Origin of the sequence: Muriicola marianensis, from assembly GCF_014638095.1 — a bacterium.
Lineage (GTDB): Bacteria > Bacteroidota > Bacteroidia > Flavobacteriales > Flavobacteriaceae > Muriicola > Muriicola marianensis.
In genome coordinates, this window is the sequence record NZ_BMFH01000001.1 from 549,649 (window position 1) to 566,350 (window position 16,702).

General features: G+C 43.7%; 16 protein-coding genes. 12 read left to right on the top strand and 4 right to left on the bottom strand.

All coding sequences use genetic code 11. From position 1 onward, the window contains the following. Positions 1 to 45: 45 nt before the first annotated feature. Positions 46 to 1,038: a polysaccharide deacetylase family protein gene (locus IEV19_RS02595; protein WP_188369143.1), complete on the top strand. Its 993-nt coding sequence runs from the start codon at positions 46 to 48 to the stop codon at positions 1,036 to 1,038. Then, on the top strand, positions 1,038 to 2,180 hold the full coding sequence (locus IEV19_RS02600) for a glycosyltransferase family 4 protein (RefSeq protein WP_188369144.1): 1,143 nt from the start codon (positions 1,038 to 1,040) through the stop codon (positions 2,178 to 2,180). Before IEV19_RS02595 ends, IEV19_RS02600 begins: the two co-directional genes overlap by 1 nt. Before the next feature lie 77 nt (positions 2,181 to 2,257). Here IEV19_RS02600 and IEV19_RS02605 read toward each other — a convergent pair whose 3' ends face one another. After that, the gene (locus IEV19_RS02605) at positions 2,258 to 4,174 is read right to left on the bottom strand and encodes a right-handed parallel beta-helix repeat-containing protein (protein WP_188369145.1); all 1,917 of its coding nucleotides are present in this window, start codon (positions 4,172 to 4,174) and stop codon (positions 2,258 to 2,260) included. A gap of 507 nt (positions 4,175 to 4,681) precedes the next feature. On the opposite strand from IEV19_RS02605, the gene IEV19_RS02610 reads away from it, so the two are divergent. From IEV19_RS02610 to IEV19_RS02635, 6 genes are all read left to right on the top strand, one after another. Next, positions 4,682 to 5,329, top strand: a complete 648-nt coding sequence (locus IEV19_RS02610) for an acetyltransferase (protein ID WP_229732457.1) — start codon at positions 4,682 to 4,684, stop codon at positions 5,327 to 5,329. 35 nt (positions 5,330 to 5,364) lie between these two features. Continuing rightward, positions 5,365 to 6,930 (top strand): FAD/NAD(P)-binding protein, encoded by a 1,566-nt coding sequence (locus IEV19_RS02615; RefSeq protein ID WP_188369146.1) that lies wholly within the window; start codon positions 5,365 to 5,367, stop codon positions 6,928 to 6,930. A 145-nt stretch (positions 6,931 to 7,075) separates the two neighbouring features. After that, the gene (locus IEV19_RS02620) at positions 7,076 to 7,744 is read left to right on the top strand and encodes a sugar transferase (RefSeq protein ID WP_188369147.1); all 669 of its coding nucleotides are present in this window, start codon (positions 7,076 to 7,078) and stop codon (positions 7,742 to 7,744) included. A gap of 3 nt (positions 7,745 to 7,747) precedes the next feature. Continuing rightward, on the top strand, positions 7,748 to 8,353 hold the full coding sequence (locus IEV19_RS02625; RefSeq protein ID WP_188369148.1) for a sugar transferase: 606 nt from the start codon (positions 7,748 to 7,750) through the stop codon (positions 8,351 to 8,353). A gap of 15 nt (positions 8,354 to 8,368) precedes the next feature. Further along, complete coding sequence (locus tag IEV19_RS02630; protein WP_188369149.1) at positions 8,369 to 9,460, top strand: GNAT family N-acetyltransferase; 1,092 nt, start codon at positions 8,369 to 8,371, stop codon at positions 9,458 to 9,460. 2 nt (positions 9,461 to 9,462) lie between these two features. Further along, a complete protein-coding gene (locus IEV19_RS02635; RefSeq protein WP_188369150.1) occupies positions 9,463 to 10,515 on the top strand; it encodes a peptidoglycan bridge formation glycyltransferase FemA/FemB family protein in 1,053 nt (350 codons plus the stop codon). Positions 10,516 to 10,539: 24 nt separating this feature from the next. On the opposite strand, the gene IEV19_RS02640 is transcribed toward IEV19_RS02635, so the two are convergent. The 3 genes from IEV19_RS02640 to IEV19_RS02650 form a co-directional block, all read right to left on the bottom strand. Then, a complete protein-coding gene (locus IEV19_RS02640; protein WP_194419536.1) occupies positions 10,540 to 11,187 on the bottom strand; it encodes a GNAT family N-acetyltransferase in 648 nt (215 codons plus the stop codon). 101 nt (positions 11,188 to 11,288) lie between these two features. Further along, entirely contained in the window at positions 11,289 to 12,032 is a 744-nt protein-coding gene (locus tag IEV19_RS02645; protein ID WP_188369152.1) for a class I SAM-dependent methyltransferase, read from the bottom strand. 16 nt (positions 12,033 to 12,048) lie between these two features. Then, positions 12,049 to 13,740: a carbamoyltransferase family protein gene (locus IEV19_RS02650; protein WP_188369153.1), complete on the bottom strand. Its 1,692-nt coding sequence runs from the start codon at positions 13,738 to 13,740 to the stop codon at positions 12,049 to 12,051. Between the two features lie 242 nt (positions 13,741 to 13,982). Here IEV19_RS02650 and cysQ point away from each other — a divergent pair, with 242 nt between their 5' ends. Genes cysQ through cysD form a run of 4 tightly spaced genes read left to right on the top strand, consistent with a single transcriptional unit; the run spans position 13,983 to position 16,702 of the window. Beyond that, a complete protein-coding gene (gene cysQ, locus IEV19_RS02655) occupies positions 13,983 to 14,789 on the top strand; it encodes a 3'(2'),5'-bisphosphate nucleotidase CysQ (RefSeq protein WP_188369154.1) in 807 nt (268 codons plus the stop codon). Then, complete coding sequence (locus tag IEV19_RS02660; protein WP_188369155.1) at positions 14,789 to 15,220, top strand: DUF2061 domain-containing protein; 432 nt, start codon at positions 14,789 to 14,791, stop codon at positions 15,218 to 15,220. The genes cysQ and IEV19_RS02660 overlap by 1 nt, the downstream gene beginning before the upstream one ends. Beyond that, the gene (cysC, locus tag IEV19_RS02665; protein WP_188369156.1) at positions 15,202 to 15,804 is read left to right on the top strand and encodes an adenylyl-sulfate kinase; all 603 of its coding nucleotides are present in this window, start codon (positions 15,202 to 15,204) and stop codon (positions 15,802 to 15,804) included. Before IEV19_RS02660 ends, cysC begins: the two co-directional genes overlap by 19 nt. Then, positions 15,797 to 16,702, top strand: a complete 906-nt coding sequence (gene cysD, locus IEV19_RS02670; RefSeq protein ID WP_188369157.1) for a sulfate adenylyltransferase subunit CysD — start codon at positions 15,797 to 15,799, stop codon at positions 16,700 to 16,702. The genes cysC and cysD overlap by 8 nt, the downstream gene beginning before the upstream one ends.

Genomic DNA, 16,702 nt, shown 5'->3' on the forward strand with positions numbered 1-16,702 from the left:
AAAGAGATCTTTTAATCTATTTTATATGATTATGATTTTGTATAAATGAAAGGTCAATTTATAATATCACTGGATTTTGAAATACATTGGGGTGTTTACGACGCCCTATCGTTGGATCAATACAGAGAAAATCTACTGGCTGTTCCGGAAGTAATTAAGAGCATCATGACCTTGGCTGAAGAGTATGGTGTTAAACTTACCTTCGCAACCGTAGGATTTCTGTTTGCCAGGAATAAGGAGGAAATTTTGAAATTCAGCCCCGGCAGCAAGCCAAGTTATCAAAATCTTGCATTAGACCCATACTTATTGATCGATGATATAGGTCCTTGCGAAAATGAAGATTCACTGCATTATGCAATTTCCATAATTGATAAGATAGCGAATTCGGAATTTCATGAAATAGGTAGCCACACTTACAGCCATTATAATTGCTTTGCACATGGACAAAGTATTGAACAGTTTGAAGCTGATATCATAGCCGCAAAAAGTATTGCTGAATCCAAAGGGATCGAGCTAAAAAGCATTGTGTTTCCTAAAAACCAGGTGTTGGGCCCTTATTTAAAAGTATGTGAAAAACACGGTTTCACATCATTCAGGGGCAATGAGAACAGTATCTTGTACAATGATACCTTTGGAAAGATCAAGGCGAAATTTCCTCTTTTTAGAATGTTGCGCATGGTAGATGCATATGTTAATATTTCTGGCTACCACACTTATCAGTTATCAATGGTCCAAAAGGATGGCAATCAAATTCTCAATTTACCTTCAAGCCGATTTCTACGACCCTATCTCAATAAATTTTCATTTCTGGAACCCCTTAAGATCCGAAGGATTACTAAAGCCATGGAACATGCTGCCAGAAAGAATGAAATGTATCATTTATGGTGGCATCCTCATAATTTTGGTGTGAATATTCGTGAAAATCTGACCAACCTCAGATATATTTTTGAAAAATATAAAGAGTTGCACGATAAATATGGCTTCCAAAGTGAATCGATGACGGGGCTAACAAATAAATTAATCTCCAAGTCCCAATAATGGTCAAACCAAAATTTCTTCTGGTCTCAACGGTATCTTTGACTTTATACTTTTTTAAAGGACAGGTCCGATTCCTCAACCAATATTTTGATGTGGAGGTTGTTGCCAGCCCTGACGAAAAGCTGGAGAGCTTTGCCAAAACAGAAGGAGTTATATATCATGGACTTCCCATGCGTCGGGAGATATCCTTATTCCAGGATATAATGAGCTTGTTAAAAATGATTCGGCTGGTTCATAAAACAAAACCTGAGATCATACATGGCAACACGCCTAAGGCTGGATTAATTAGTATGATGGCCGGATGGCTTATGAGAATTCCCGGACGTATTTATTACGTCCACGGCCTGAGATATGAAGGGGCTTCTGGTCTGAAAAAACGATTTTTAATGTTGATGGAAAGTCTATCCTGTCATTTTGCAACAGAGATTTTTAGTGTTAGCTATGGTATTAAGGAAAAACTTGCTTCTGATAAGATTACCTCAAAGGAGGTTTCAGTTATATCTAATGGTAGCATCAACGGCATAGACCCCAACTTTTTCAATCCCGCATTATTCTCAAAAAAAAACATAAGGGAAAAATACAACATCCCTTCCACAGCTGTGGTATTGGGTTATGTGGGTCGACTTGTGGGGGATAAAGGAATAAATGAACTGATTGAGGCATTCCTTGGCCTAAAACAAGAAAGAGAAAGACTATACCTTCTCCTCGTCGGGAATTTTGAAGATCACTTAGATCCTTTGAAATCTTCAACCAAAGAAACTATTGAGACCCATCCGAATATTAAAGCTGTAGGATTTCAATCAGATATAAGACCCTTCTTATCAGCAATGGATCTCTTCGTTTTTCCAAGCTACAGGGAGGGTTTTGGAGTTTCTCTTATGGAGGCAGGTGCCATGGGGTTGCCTATAATTTCAACTAATATTACAGGTTGTAATGAGATCATTCAACAAGGATCAAATGGTTTTCTCGTACCCTCAAAATCTAGTTTGGAACTGATAAGTAAAGTATCTGGAATACTCAATGGCACACAAAATGTATCCTGGGATGCGCATCAGATAAGGAACCATATTATCACAAAATACGATCAAAATCGCATATGGAATGAAGCGTATCAATACTATTCCAAGGTACTAGGTAATTAGGAATAAGTGCATGAAGTAAGAACATAAAAAAACCTGTTATCGAGAATAACAGGTTTTCTAATTCTTTAAGAATTCTTCTAATTGGATCTGTTCACTTCATTATTCCTAAGCACTATGTTCTGGCTTTGGACAATTTCAAAATCTGTATTACTCAAATTGTTTTCAAACAAAATGTTTTTTGTATTGTCCAGATAAATATTGAAATTCTGGTTATTAAAACTATTTAATGTGTTACCTGTAAAGGTAATTTGGAATTCAGTTGAAGAACTACCAGCATTAAAATTAATAAAACTAATGGGCCTGTTTCCTACATTAATGTCTTCACCGCTGATTGAAATATTATTTATATTATCCGCGTTTGGTGCATTTTTATATCCGTAACTAATTCCTGCGGAATTTCTTATTGTGTTATTTCTGAAGGTAGTGTTATAAAGGTCACTAGTTAATTGAATACCAATTTCGCAATCTAGAATGGTATTATTTTCAACTAGATGATCCCTTGCAGCCATTTTAATACCATCCTCATAACCTTTAATCGTATTACCTCTGATTACATAATTGTAATTAAATTCAGTATTATTCCTGATATACGATTGAATATTAATACCAAATGAAATATCAGATGATCTTGCTTCAAATACATTGTTGGTTATTTCGACATCGAAAGAGGCAAAATTGGCCACCCATTTATCGAAATAATTATTATCTATTTGGACAGAGTTTGCAGTGTATACAACAATATCTCCTTGTTCATTCCCGGTAAACCTGGAATTTTTAATAACAACGTTTTCAACTTTGTTGATCTCGTTTATAGATCCATCATTGTTTACATATCTTAAAGCTTCAAGATCAATACCATAACGGGGTGCGGTACCAGCGCTTGTAGCAACCAGGTCGCCGTTTGCATCTCTTGTTTGTTCCCCATTTCCACATTTATCAATGATGCAATTATCAATCACTACGCCATTGGCATCTACGACCGCAATATTATTTCTTCTGTTCTCAGAGACAAAACAGTCCTTGATCAAAACATTCTCACTAGTTCTATTTCCGTTACTCAGCGAACCATCAGGGTTCCTTATAGTCTTAGAATGCACCTGAATACCTTCTCCGATCGCTTCTTTAACTGTGACATTCTGAATCAATGTATTATGAGAGCCTATTACCCAGATCACATGACCATATCCATGGGTATCGCGCCTAACACCTACTATATCCACGATTGGAGAATAATCATGCTCAAATCGATCTCCGAATAAATTACCCCCTGAGATAGTAGTATTGTCTGTGGTATATAGAGTAATTAAGGCATAGGCAGGAAAGTTATTTGGCTGAACCCTGAGGAAGGTTTCATCGGACATCTTCAAGTGGAAATTCGATGGAATGCGTATTGACCTTTCTGCACAATATTCTCTATTTACCTTATTCGCCTTTACATTAAAGTAAGCATCCACGCGACCAATATTGAATTCGGTACCACCGAGAGATTTTACCAGTTCAATCGCGGAATTAATATTTTCTCTATTGGTCAATGCGGTTTCCTCAGAAACAATGCCTTCTACTATTTCCCATCTGGCCGGATCAAAAAAGAAATTATCTTCCTTTAGAGAAACATCGCCAATTACATCCAAGGTTATGTTTAAAAGTCTACCGTCTATGGTACCACCGGAAAAATTTAAAGTACCATTGGTAATTTCACCACCGTCGAAATCCAAAGAAATATTGGAAGGTAAATTAATGGTTGATCCATTGAGGTCTAATGTACAATCAATAATGACTGTTGAATTGGCCTCCAGACTTGTAGGATCAAAAGTACATGGGACTTCATTGATGGGGTCGAGGGGTTCACCCACCGAGGTATTCGTAGTATTTTCTTCTATTTCCTGACTAATTGTTTCTTCGAAAAGATCCTCATCAGAACAGGAAAAGGAGAGCACTATTATGAATAATAAAAGCACAGAAGTTTTAGGGAAAGTTACTTGTAATTTGCTCATAGCCGTAGGTTTAGGGTTCTCAAATATGAGAATTTTAAGAATAACAACGTTAAAATGAATGTTTTTTTCGATGAAATACACCCTTTAGCTACGGGTCAAAAATAACTCCGGATTACAATTATAGTTTTTTTAACAAAATAATCGATGAAATGCAGTTTTTCCCCAAATTATAACTGGTAACATGAATATTTACTTGCAGAATATATTTGATTGTAATCAAAAACAATTCGTAGAAGTTTATTCTCAATTAGAAAAAAAGTTCATCATTTCTTTCTAACAATGTCATTAATCGTGATTATTTTCCGAACAGCCGTAAAATTTTATAGCTATTTTAATTCGTGCGATATTTCGAAAAATTGTATCGATACAAGACGGCTCTAAATCTCGAAATCTGCCGGAATGTCTTATTCCTTCTTAATTTTTACCCGAGGAAAGTACAATTTCCTAAGGAAACCTTAACTTTGTTGTGGAAGAACCCAATATATATTGGGTGAAGACCAAACCTACATGGAGACTAAAACAAAAAAAAATCAAATTATAATTTACGGTGCAGGGGGGCATTCCCAGGTGATCCGGTCTGTTCTGGAACTTTCTGATTGCTCGGTTTCCCAGATGTACGACGATAAAAAATCGGGCTGGCACCATGCCGCCACCGATGTGAACCCGGGTATACGAGAAAACCTGGACAATTTTCCTGTTACGGATGCGCCCGTGATTATCGCTATAGGCAACAACCTGGAGCGTTCTGAAATCGCCGGGATGATGGAAGGCAGTAACTTTATCAATGCCGTGCACCCTTCCGTGATCGTAGACAAGACCTCTGTGCTGGGCGCAGGCACAGTGGCCTTCGCCGGTGTCATCGTCCAGGCCAACACCCGAGTGGGCAAACATGTGATTCTCAATACCGGAGCCAGCGTGGACCACGATAACGTCATTGGGGACTATGCACATATCTCTCCCAAAGCCGTATTGTGCGGGCATGTGGAGATAGGGGAAGGAACCCATGTAGGGGCCGGGGCTATTGTGATCCCAAGCGTTAAGATCGGCAAATGGTGTACCATAGGAGCCGGTGCCGTTATTATACGGGATGTTCCCGATTATTGCACCGTAGTAGGTAACCCCGGCAGGGTCATCAAGACCGGAAAGCACAGGTAAGCCCCACATAAATTACCAATCTAAATATCCCAATCTTGAAACATACACCGTACGACATCCTCTATGTAGGCGCCGGAATCGCAACCAGCTTTTCCCTCCTCAAATTATTGGAGAACCTGAAGGAGCATCCGCCTCAATTCCCCATTAGCATTGGGGTTATAGACAAATATTCTGAATTCTTTAAGGGCATTCCCTACGGAAAACGCTCAGGGGATTCCGTGCTGCTGATCAATGCACTGCAAGCCTTTCTCCCCCAGCCTCAGCGCGAGGCTTACGTAGCATGGCTCAACGCCCATAAGGAGGAGCTGGTGTCTCATTTCCTCCAAGCCGGAGGGTCCAGGGCTCAAAAATGGCTGACCGATAACCAGGCCTGTCTCGAGAAAGGCCAATGGGATGAACTCTTTGTTCCCAGAAGCTTTTTTGGGCAGTATATTGAGGAAAAGGTCTTGAATGCCGTTGCTGAAGCTGAAAAGTCGGGCCGTGTCAGTATAGATTATCATGTAGGCGAGGTGTCCGATATTGAAAAAACTTCAGGAGGTTTTGATCTGATCCTGGACAACGGTTCTATGTTACATAGCAGGAAAGTAGTCCTTTCGATAGGGTCTCTCCCCAATACCCGTTTGCCGGGAGTGGAGGTGTCCGACAAGAAAGGGGAATTTATGACGGTCCATAGCATTTATGACTATGAACTTGACCACGTCCTGACAGAACTACAGACATTTTTAGATAACAGGCAATCACAAGAGACGAATGTCCTGGTCATAGGAGCCAATGCCAGCGGACTGGAAACCCTGTATAAATTCACGGATCTTCCCTCTCTGGATGAAAAGATCAGCCGGTATTTTGTGCTCTCCACCCACGGAGTGATGCCCGATGCAGAGATCGACCCCGAGGGTATGGATTCCTTTGTACCCAAGCATCTACAGGCACTTCAATCCAGGGAATCACTTACGGCAAAGGAGATCGCAGAGGCCACCTTTAAAGACCTCGACCTGGCCGAGAGCATCCCCCTGGGTGCTGCTACGACGGTGGGGATCATTTCCCGGGGATTCGGTTCATTATTGTCTAAACTCAGCCCTGAGGAGCTGGCCAATTTCGCCTGCTTTTACGGGAATGAGATCGGCAGGAGACAGCGATGCGCAGGGCAGCATTACATCAGTTCTGTGGAGGAGTTGAAGAAGGCGGGAAGACTTACCCATATTGCCGGCCGATATGAGCGCCTGAAAGGAGACAATAAAGGACATGCCATTCTTACGTATACGGATACACACAGCGGGAAACAAGTGGAACTCGAAGAACCATTGCACCTGGTTATCAACTGTATCGGAAGCACCAATCTCACCAGAGAAGACATCCCTCCCCTGATGTCCAACCTGATCAGAAAGGGGTACATTAAACCCAACGCATCCAACATAGGAATCAGCGTAAATGCCCAACTGGAAGCATCCCGGGGCATCCATGTAATAGGACCCATGCTCGCGGGCAATGTGGTAAAGGGATCAGCCCTCTGGCACCTCGAGCATTGCGGCAGGATCATCTGGACCTCAGAGCTCTTAGCCGACATTGTTACGGAAAAGATGAAGGAGCTGCAGATCAAGTAAATTAAGGGCATTAACTTTTTATTTTTCAGGGTTGATGGTGGTGCATTTCGTCGATTGTGCTTTTTATCGATTGATGTAGGCGTTGAACGTGTAAACGAATCCTGTTTTTTATAAAAACAATATTTTTACTTAAACCGTCGGAAAATTGTACAGAACATTTTTTAAGAGAAGCCTGGACCTTGTTTTTTCCCTGAGTTTGCTGGTAGTATTGTTTCCTGTTATCCTGATCATTTCGGTCATCCTTTTGGTCACAACAGGGGATTCTCCATTTTTTAAGCAAGTCAGGCCCGGAAAGGATGAAGCCCTGTTTTCCATCTTTAAGTTCAAGACGATGAATGACGACAGGGACCGGGATGGGAATCTCCTGCCGGATCGGGACAGACTCACTGTCCTGGGATCTTTCCTTAGAAGATCCTCTCTGGATGAGATCCCGCAATTGTTTAATGTGCTCATAGGAGATATGAGTTTTGTAGGTCCCCGTCCCCTCTTGCTGGCCTATTTGCCGTATTACACGGAAGAAGAACGAAAACGACACCAGATCAGACCCGGAATTACCGGACTGGCACAGGTTTCCGGCAGAAATCACCTCGGGTGGGATGAACGGCTGGCCATTGATGTGAAATATTTCGACAATATGAGTTTTTGGCTGGACGCGAAAATCATTCTGCTGACCATTGGTAAGGTACTGGGCTCTAAAGATATTGTGGTCGACGGCTCCTCCCAGGTACGCCTGGACGACGAGAGACGGCTGACCCTGGTACCAGAAAAAAAAAGTGACGAATACTTCTCAGGAAGTTATTTAAAGGTAGTGTAACCTATGTACGCAACATTTTTTAAGAGGATTCTCGATATCATAGCAGCCCTGGTAGGGCTGATCCTGTTATCGCCCATTTTTCTGATCACCTGGGTCGTCCTCCTTTTTGTCAACAAGGGAAAACCCTTCTTCTATCAGAGCAGGCCCGGGAAGGACGAGGTACTCTTCGATGTGATTAAATTCAAGTCGATGACGGATGAGACTGATAAAAACGGTGAGTTGCTGGATTTTGATAAGCGCCTGACCAAAACAGGGATCTTTATCCGGAAATATTCCATAGACGAGATTCCTCAGCTGATCAATGTCCTGAAAGGAGATATGAGCCTGGTGGGACCCAGGCCCCTTTTGATACAGTACCTGCCGCTTTACAATGAATTTCAGAGGAGACGGCACAGTGTAAAGCCCGGAATTACAGGGTGGGCTCAGGTCAAGGGAAGAAACGCCATCTCCTGGGACGAAAAATTTACTTACGATATATGGTATGTCGACAATATCTCTTTTTTAACTGATATCAGGATCATATTAATGACCATAAGGAAGGTATTGCTAAAGGAAGACGTCAACAGTGCCGAGAATTTAAACATGCCCTATTTTGAAGGGAATTCTTGATAATAAAAGCAGGAGATGACCAAGGTTAATTTACAGGTATTGGATCTGTATACGCTTGACGGCCGTTTGAGGTACAAAAAGGCCTTAAACGAGATCAATCCGGACAATCCGTATTATCGTACGGAGCTGCTTTTTATTGATTGGAACCCACGCAAACACCTCCGGTGCTTCGTCTATGTAGAGGACTATACACCTAAGGTGATTATGCCTTTCTACCTTATTCCTATTCCGGTCATGATAGACTCCCTCCCCTATTTTGATATGGCCAGTCCCTGGGGACATAACGGTCCACTGTACCAGGAGGGAACAGATCCTGTAATTTTTACTAATTTTTGGAAACTGGTAGACGAGTGGTACCGGCAAAACAACGTAATTACAGAATTTATCCGATTTGGATTTAACGGCAACCACACCTATTACAATGGCTCCCTGAAGGAAACACTGATGTGCGTGAATGGGCAGCTAATCGATCGGGAACCGCAATTTGCCAATTTCAAGCCCAAGGTGAGGAACAACTACCGCAAGGCTCTTAAGAATCAATTGACCTTTAAGCTTTTTGTCTCGGAATTCCCTGAAGAGATCACCCGTGCCTTTTACGATATCTTTACGCATACTATGGAACGGTTGCGCGCGGAGGAGCGATATTTTTTTCCTTATGATTTCTTTGTATCATTGGTAGAAAAGAATCCTGACAGTTGTGCCATTGCGATGGTCTATCACGAGGGGACTCCAGTTTCAACAGAACTACTGTTGCTTTCCAAAAGCACTATCTATTCGTTTTTAGGGGGCACGCGGAGCGAGTTCTTTGATTTGAGGCCTAACGACTTTCTGAAGATCAATGTCATGGATTGGGGAAGAGAACAACTTTATGAGAGGTATTTCCTCGGAGGGGGGAAAGAAGACCGGGACACCTTATATCAGTATAAAAAATCTTTCTTCCCCAAAGAGGCCGACAGGCCTTTCTACACGGGGAGGAAGATTATCAATAAGGAAGCCTATGATCACATCCTTAGGGAGATGCCGGTGCAAGGTCATGATGTCATTAAACTAGAACGAAAGAAAGAATCCTATTTCCCTCTGTACAGGACCGTAGAGAAGGCAATTTAAAAATGGAAACCCTGGAGGAAACATATTCGGTACGGTGTATTCAGGATAAACCTGGATGGAAAGAGGCTTTAAAAGAGTTCTCCTGGTACGATTGTTATCATACCTACGATTTCAATCACAGTTCTAAAAGGAGTGACGAAATCCCTGTCCTGTTCTCCTTCTGCCACAACGACGCCTGTATTGCTATTCCCTTTTTGAAGAGGCCGATTCCGGGCTCAAGGTATAATGACATAACTTCTGTCTGGGGCTACGGGGGTCCCATCAGCAAAAACCTCAATGAACTCAGCATCCCCCTTTTTAAAGAGGCTCTTCACGAATTCTTTATCGAACAAAAGGTCGTCAGCGTCTTTTCCAGGCTAAACCCCTATTTGAATAATCAGGAAGAACTATTGGCCGATCTGGGCATTATTGAAGATATCGGTCCGGTCGTCAATATAGACCTTACCCTTCCGTTAGACTTACAGAGACAGGTTTTTTCCAAAACTACCAAGCGTTATATCAATAAGGGCAGGAGGCTGTGCCATGTAAGGCGAAGCAAGGAGGGAAAGGACATCCTGAAATTCATCAATTTGTATTATGAAAATATGGACAGGGTGGATGCCAAGGACTCTTATTACTTCAATAAGGATTATGTTTTCGACCTCTTGTTCAGCAAAGATTTTGAAACAGACCTTTACATAGCCGAATTGAAGGAAAGCGGAGAGATGATCTCCGGTGCCATGATGATCAAAACCAATAACATCATTCAGTACCATATGTCGGGGACGGCAGACAAGTATCTTCACCTCACCCCTATCCGGCTCCTGCTGGATGAAACCCGGCTGGATGGCACTGAAGCGGGTTATACCTATTTTAACCTGGGGGGCGGACTCGGCGGAAGGGATGATTCCCTCCTGCATTTTAAATCTTCGTTTTCCAAGGATCACAAGATGTTCAAGGTGTGGAAATATATCGTGAACCGGGAAGAATATGACCGGCTTTGTTTAAAAAACAAGGGCAGGACATTTAAGATCTCTGAGACTGATTATTTCCCCGCTTACAGAGACAAGGATTAAACACTAAAAAATCCTGTGATTTAGCTAAGAAGTTACTTGCCTGAAGTGATTCATGTGGCCGCTACCCGCGGGTTCAAATCTGATCTTCCGGTTAAAGAGGAGCCACCGTTCGGTGCGAAGGAGATATGGGGCAAACCCTGAACGTTTACACCCTTTTAAGGACGGGATATTGTGAATATCCACAAAGGTAATGATGTAACGGGCTCCGATATCGTTCCCCTTTTCTGCAATCCTCGCCATGGCCGCAGGCATGATCCGTTTCCCCCTGAATTCTGGTCTGCTAAACGCATTTTCCAGCAAGGCCTCATCAGGTGCCAGTACCGGAAATGAACCCTTCCAAAATGCCTTTATTCCCGGATTCTGATCTGATCCCATCAACCATTGCCGATAGGCCGGGATGCCATCTTCATTTGTGGCTACATAGCAGGTTTGCAAATTTGCCGATATGATCCCATGATTATAATTGTCTGCATTGAAATACGCATCATCCTCCTTTTTTGCGCGCCTTATAGAAATAGGAATCAGGGCTTCAGGATTTTTAAACGGAACTGAAAGGTCCCTTTTTAACCCATAGGCCTCGTTCTTTGAATACAATCGTTTCTTAATCCCCTGTAGGATAAAGGAAAAGTTACCCTCCCGGGCATGTTTGATCAATTTAGTGATCCCCTGCATTTTTCTTGGATTGGATTGTTGAATTCCCGAAGAGTCAATATATGACATCTCATACAAATGAGTCGGATTTCCTCTTATTACTTACATTTAATCGTTTATTTTCAACCTTTCTTGGAACAAATCAAATAAAAAGCGTATTCCTTACCCCCGGAAGAAACTTCATTTTGTTTATGGGTAGTAACTATTTCGAATCCTGTTTCTTCTAACATAGGAATGACCATTTCCATTTTAGGCCACCATATCGGGTGTTGGTTCCTGCTAAGAAAACCCTTGTTAAACCTGCCATTTAAGGTGAGTTCAGGCAAATAGTATTTTGATGTTTTCCGGAAGGTGAAAAACCTTACGCTGTTGACGATCAGGCTCAGGAGGGGATTGTACTTACGGGCCCTCCAGTCCATAAAACTGAAGATGTAAATACTCCCCGGCTGACCAATTCGGAAGGCTTCCCTCAGGGCTTCTCCCAATTGATCTTCCGGGATCATAGAAAGTACTTGTTGCAAGTAAACGAGATACTGAAAATGATTATCCGGATACAGGCTCAGGTCACAGGCATCTGCATGCCTGAAGCCGATTTTCGAAGTATTGATCCCGGCTTTCTTCTCAGCTTCATCTATCATGCGTTTGCTGAGGTCGAATCCGTGTATATCTTCAAACCCTTCTTCTTCCAGATAAAAAGCAATCCTTCCTGACCCTGTGCCAGCGTCACATATTTTTGCCTTCTTGTCCTTTAGAAATTTATCTAATAAAACCTTCTCTGCCCCGTACAGGTTTTCTCTGTCCTTCCATACCTTCACTACTTGGTTTTCAAATTCTTCTGAATAGAATTCCGGAGGTTTACGAGGCATGATTCTGTTTATTTGATCATTTTTTAGTCAGCAAGAAATTACCGATTACCAAAGCATCCAGGCCTGTGGAAAAGAAGCATCTTACCGCATCCTGGGGAGATTCCACCACAGGCTCCCCCTGGATATTAAAACTGGTATTCAATACTACAGGGACTCCGGTCTTTTCCCCCAGCTTCTGGATCACTTCGTAATACCTGGGATGGAGTTCCTTACGCACTGTCTGCAGCCGGGCACTGCCATCTACATGGGTTACAGCCGGAATCACGGCCTGTTTATCCGGAAGGACATTACACACCTTAAGCATAAAGGGAGCTTCAACTTCCAGGTCAAAGAACTCATCCTTGGCTTCCAGGATGGATGAGGGGGCGAAGGGTCTGTAAGCCTCCCTGAATTTTACCTCGGCATTGATCTTGTCCTTCATATCAGGAAAGGCAGGGTTGGCCAGGATGCTGCGACTACCCAGTGCCCTGGGGCCTATTTCCATGGCGCCCTGGAACCAGCCGATGATCTTTCCTTCCTGAAGCAGACCGGCTGCCTTTTCTGAGATATCTTCAAAATGTGTATAGTGCAGTTTAGCACCCTTCAGCACCTTCTCTATCTCTTCATTGGTATAGCTTGTGCCCACATAAGGATTCAGATGCACAAAATTCCTGGGGTTTTTCAGGATCCCATTATAAAGATAATAGGCAGCTCCTATAGCCGTACCATTATCTCCTGCAGCCGGCATCACATATACGTCCTTAAAGTTGCTCTCCCTTATGATCCTGCCATTCATCACGCTATTCAGAGAAACTCCTCCGGAAATAACCAGGTATTCTGCCTTTGTCTTTTGGTGAAGCACTTCACATATCTCCAGCACACGATCTTCTAAAACCCGTTGAAAAGCTGCTGCCATGTCTTTATGGCGGTCTTCAAATTCACCTCCCGGTTTTCTGGCTTCCCCGAACCGCTTGTAGAATTTGGGGGACAACCGTTGCCAGTGCATGTTCTGAAAATTGAACCAGCTCAGGTCGAGTGTCAATTTGCCATTCTTATCAACTGCTACCATTCCGGCAACCTCCTCGTAATAGGTCTCAGGATTACCCATGGGAGCCAGGCCCATGGTCTTTCCTTCATCGTAACTGGTCTTAAAGCCGCAGAATTGGGTAACCGCTTCGTAAAACGAGCCCAGTGAATGGGGAAAAAAGCTCTCCCCCAGGCATCGTACTTCATTGCCTTTGCCCTGCCCCAGCCAGGTGGTGGCCCATTCCCCTGAACCGTCAATCCCAAGCAAAGCTGCATCCTCATAAGGGGAAACAAAGAAGGAGCCCGGAGCATGGCTGTAGTGGTGGGGAATAAAGTGAACCTGAGGTCCACTTTTTTTGTCCCCATACTGATATTTATACCACCCCCAAAAGCTCTTTTGCTTGTTATGGGCGTGTACAAATTCGTGGTTGATAAATGTTTTAAAGGTGCCCGGCCTTTTGATCCCATACCACAATTTTTTTCCCAGGTTATGGGTAGGTTTTATGGATACGGCTATATGATCGATATCCTTGTAATGGAGGTTCGCCATTTTCAGGCAGCGCGCAATAGCCTTGTGAGGGAATACCCGGGTGTGCTTGTCCCGGTTTAGCCGTTCCTCCTCAATGGCCGCTACTAACTGCCCATCCACCACAATACAAGCAGTAGAGTCGTGAAAATAGTAATTCAGCCCCAGGATTACCATATAAGATCAGAGTTAAAGTTTGATGTTGAAAGTCGGAGCATTTTCACCTAGTTATCTTTAGAAACAAAGCGGTAAATGTAAACTTTTATAATCATCGATCGAATTAATAACCCTGAATTGCGGAATAAGTCGACAGAAAACCCGCATGAATGAAAGACCAAAGCCAGAAGCAAGTGTGTATTTCCAAAAATCTAACCATCTTTGCAATGCATTCAAACAATGTGAGCCTAATCCATCCAACCATGGGAACACTTAAAGAACTATTACCAGTAATTATTGAATGTGCCCTTAAAGCAGGAATGGAAATCCTAAAGGTATATGACCTGCCCGATTTCGAGACCGCCTTTAAGCAAGATGATTCCCCTCTTACAAAAGCCGACCTCGCCTCTAACAAAGTCATCAACGCCTATCTGGAAAAGACCCCTTACCCTATCATCAGCGAGGAAAACAAACAGATCGAATACCATACACGTAAAACATGGGCTACCTGCTGGATGGTCGACCCCCTGGACGGGACCAAAGAATTTATCAAACGCAATGGGGAATTCACCGTAAATATCGCCCTGATTCAAAAAGGTGCGCCCGTTTTGGGGGTGATCTATGTGCCTGTTACCCGGGAGATCTATTACGCGGATATCCCTTCCGGGAAAGCGTATAAATCTATGGCCGGAAAAGACCACACTTTGCCCGGAACCCTCTTTTCTGAAAAAGACAGGATTTCTCCTACTCCAAAGGCGGGATCTACTGTGAGGGTGGTTGGCAGCCGCTCCCATATGAACCAGGATACCCTGGACTACGTGGATTCAATAAAAGAGGAAGGAAAGAAGGTAGAGGTAGTCTCCAAAGGGAGTTCCCTGAAGTTTTGCCTGGTCGCAGAGGGCAAGGCAGATGTATATCCCCGCTTTGCGCCTACCATGGAATGGGATACGGCCGCCGGGCACGCCATTTGCAGGGCGGTCGGACTTAAGGTCACCGACCAGCAAACGGGTAAAGAACTCATGTACAACAAAAAGAACCTGCTCAACCCTTATTTTCTCGTCTCTCCCTGATGGCAACCTCTTCTTACAAAAGGCACCTGGCCAAGACCATCACCTGGCGGATCGTCGGGACCCTGGACACCATTGTGCTGTCCTGGATCATCACCGGTAACCCTTTAACAGGCCTGAAAATTGGGGCAGCAGAGGTGATCACGAAAATGTTACTTTACTATCTGCACGAAAGGGTCTGGTTCAATATAGGGATCAAGGAAAGCCGGAAAAGGCATATTTACAAGACCTTTACCTGGAGGGCCATCGGCACCCTGGACACCATTTTGTTGTCCTGGTTTATTTCCGGTAATCCGCTTACCGGGCTTCAGATAGGCGTGGCGGAGGTCATCACTAAAATGATTTTGTATTATTTTCACGAACGAACCTGGTACCGGATCAATTTCGGGCTCGACAGGCGGAGGGAACGCAAATCATGGAAAAAAACATCGTAAAACACCTATTCAAAGTCACACCCGAGGATCGCCGTCAGAAAAATGGTCACCATTCTTTTATGGTGCTCTTTACGGGACTGTCAGGTTCCGGGAAATCCACTATTGCCAACGCCCTGGAAATGAAATTACAATCCCTGGGCATACACACCTTTATCCTGGACGGGGATAATATGAGATCGGGGATCAACAAAGACCTCAGTTTTAGTCCGGAAGACCGCTCGGAGAACATCCGTCGCATAGGGGAGATAGGAAAACTCTTTGTAGATGCAGGGGTTGTGGTGCTGGCTGCCTTTGTCGCCCCATATGAAAAAGACCGGAATCACATACGGAATATTGTCGGAGTTGATACCTTTGTAGAGGTTTTTGTAAATACGAGCTTGGAAATCTGTGAGAAAAGAGACGTAAAAGGGCTGTACAAAAAGGCGAGAAAAGGAGAAATAATGAATATGACGGGGATTTCCGCCCCTTACGAGGCACCCTCTTCTCCCGCAGTTACAATCACCGAAGAACATTCGGTGGAAGAAGCTGTAGAAATGGTCTATCGCACCATTGAAACCAAATTAAAACTGAGGACCCATGAGTAAATATTACCTGAGTTACCTGGAAGAGCTCGAATCTGAGGCCATCTTTGTCCTCAGGGAGGTCTGGGCACAATTCCAGAATCCGGTGATCCTGTTCTCCGGAGGGAAGGATTCTATTGTAGTGACCCATCTGGCTAAGAAAGCGTTTTATCCCAGCAAGATCCCTTTTGCCCTCATGCATGTGGATACGGGACACAATTTTCCTGAGACCATCGCTTTTCGGGACAATCTCATAAAAGACCTGGGCGTACAACTCATCGTAGGATCGGTCCAGGAATCCATTGATCAGGGACGGGTGGCAGAGGAAAAAGGAAAAAGTGCCACGCGCAATGCCCTGCAGATCACCACCTTACTAGACGCCATAGAAGAGCACAAGATCGACTGTGCCATTGGTGGCGGGCGCCGGGATGAAGAAAAAGCCAGAGCCAAGGAGCGCTTCTTTTCCCACCGGGATGATTTTGGCCAGTGGGACCCCAAGAATCAACGACCCGAATTATGGAACCTCTTTAACGGAAAATACTTTGAAGGGGAGCATTTCAGGGTTTTTCCGATCAGCAACTGGACAGAAATGGATGTCTGGAACTACATCCTGCAGGAAAACATCGAAATACCGTCCCTCTACCTGGCCCACGAACGGGAAGTGGTCTGGAGGAACAATTCCTGGATCCCGAATTCCGAATTTTTAACACTGGATGATCGGGAGGAAGTGGTAACAAAAAAGATTCGGTTCAGAACCCTGGGAGATATTACCATTACCGGGGGAATCGAATCCGAAGCCGATACCCTGGAGAAGATCGTACAGGAGGTCTCCGCCATGCGACAGACAGAGCGAGGCAACCGTTCGGATGACAAACGATCAGAGAACGCCATGGAGGACCGAAAAAAAATGGGGTATTTCTAA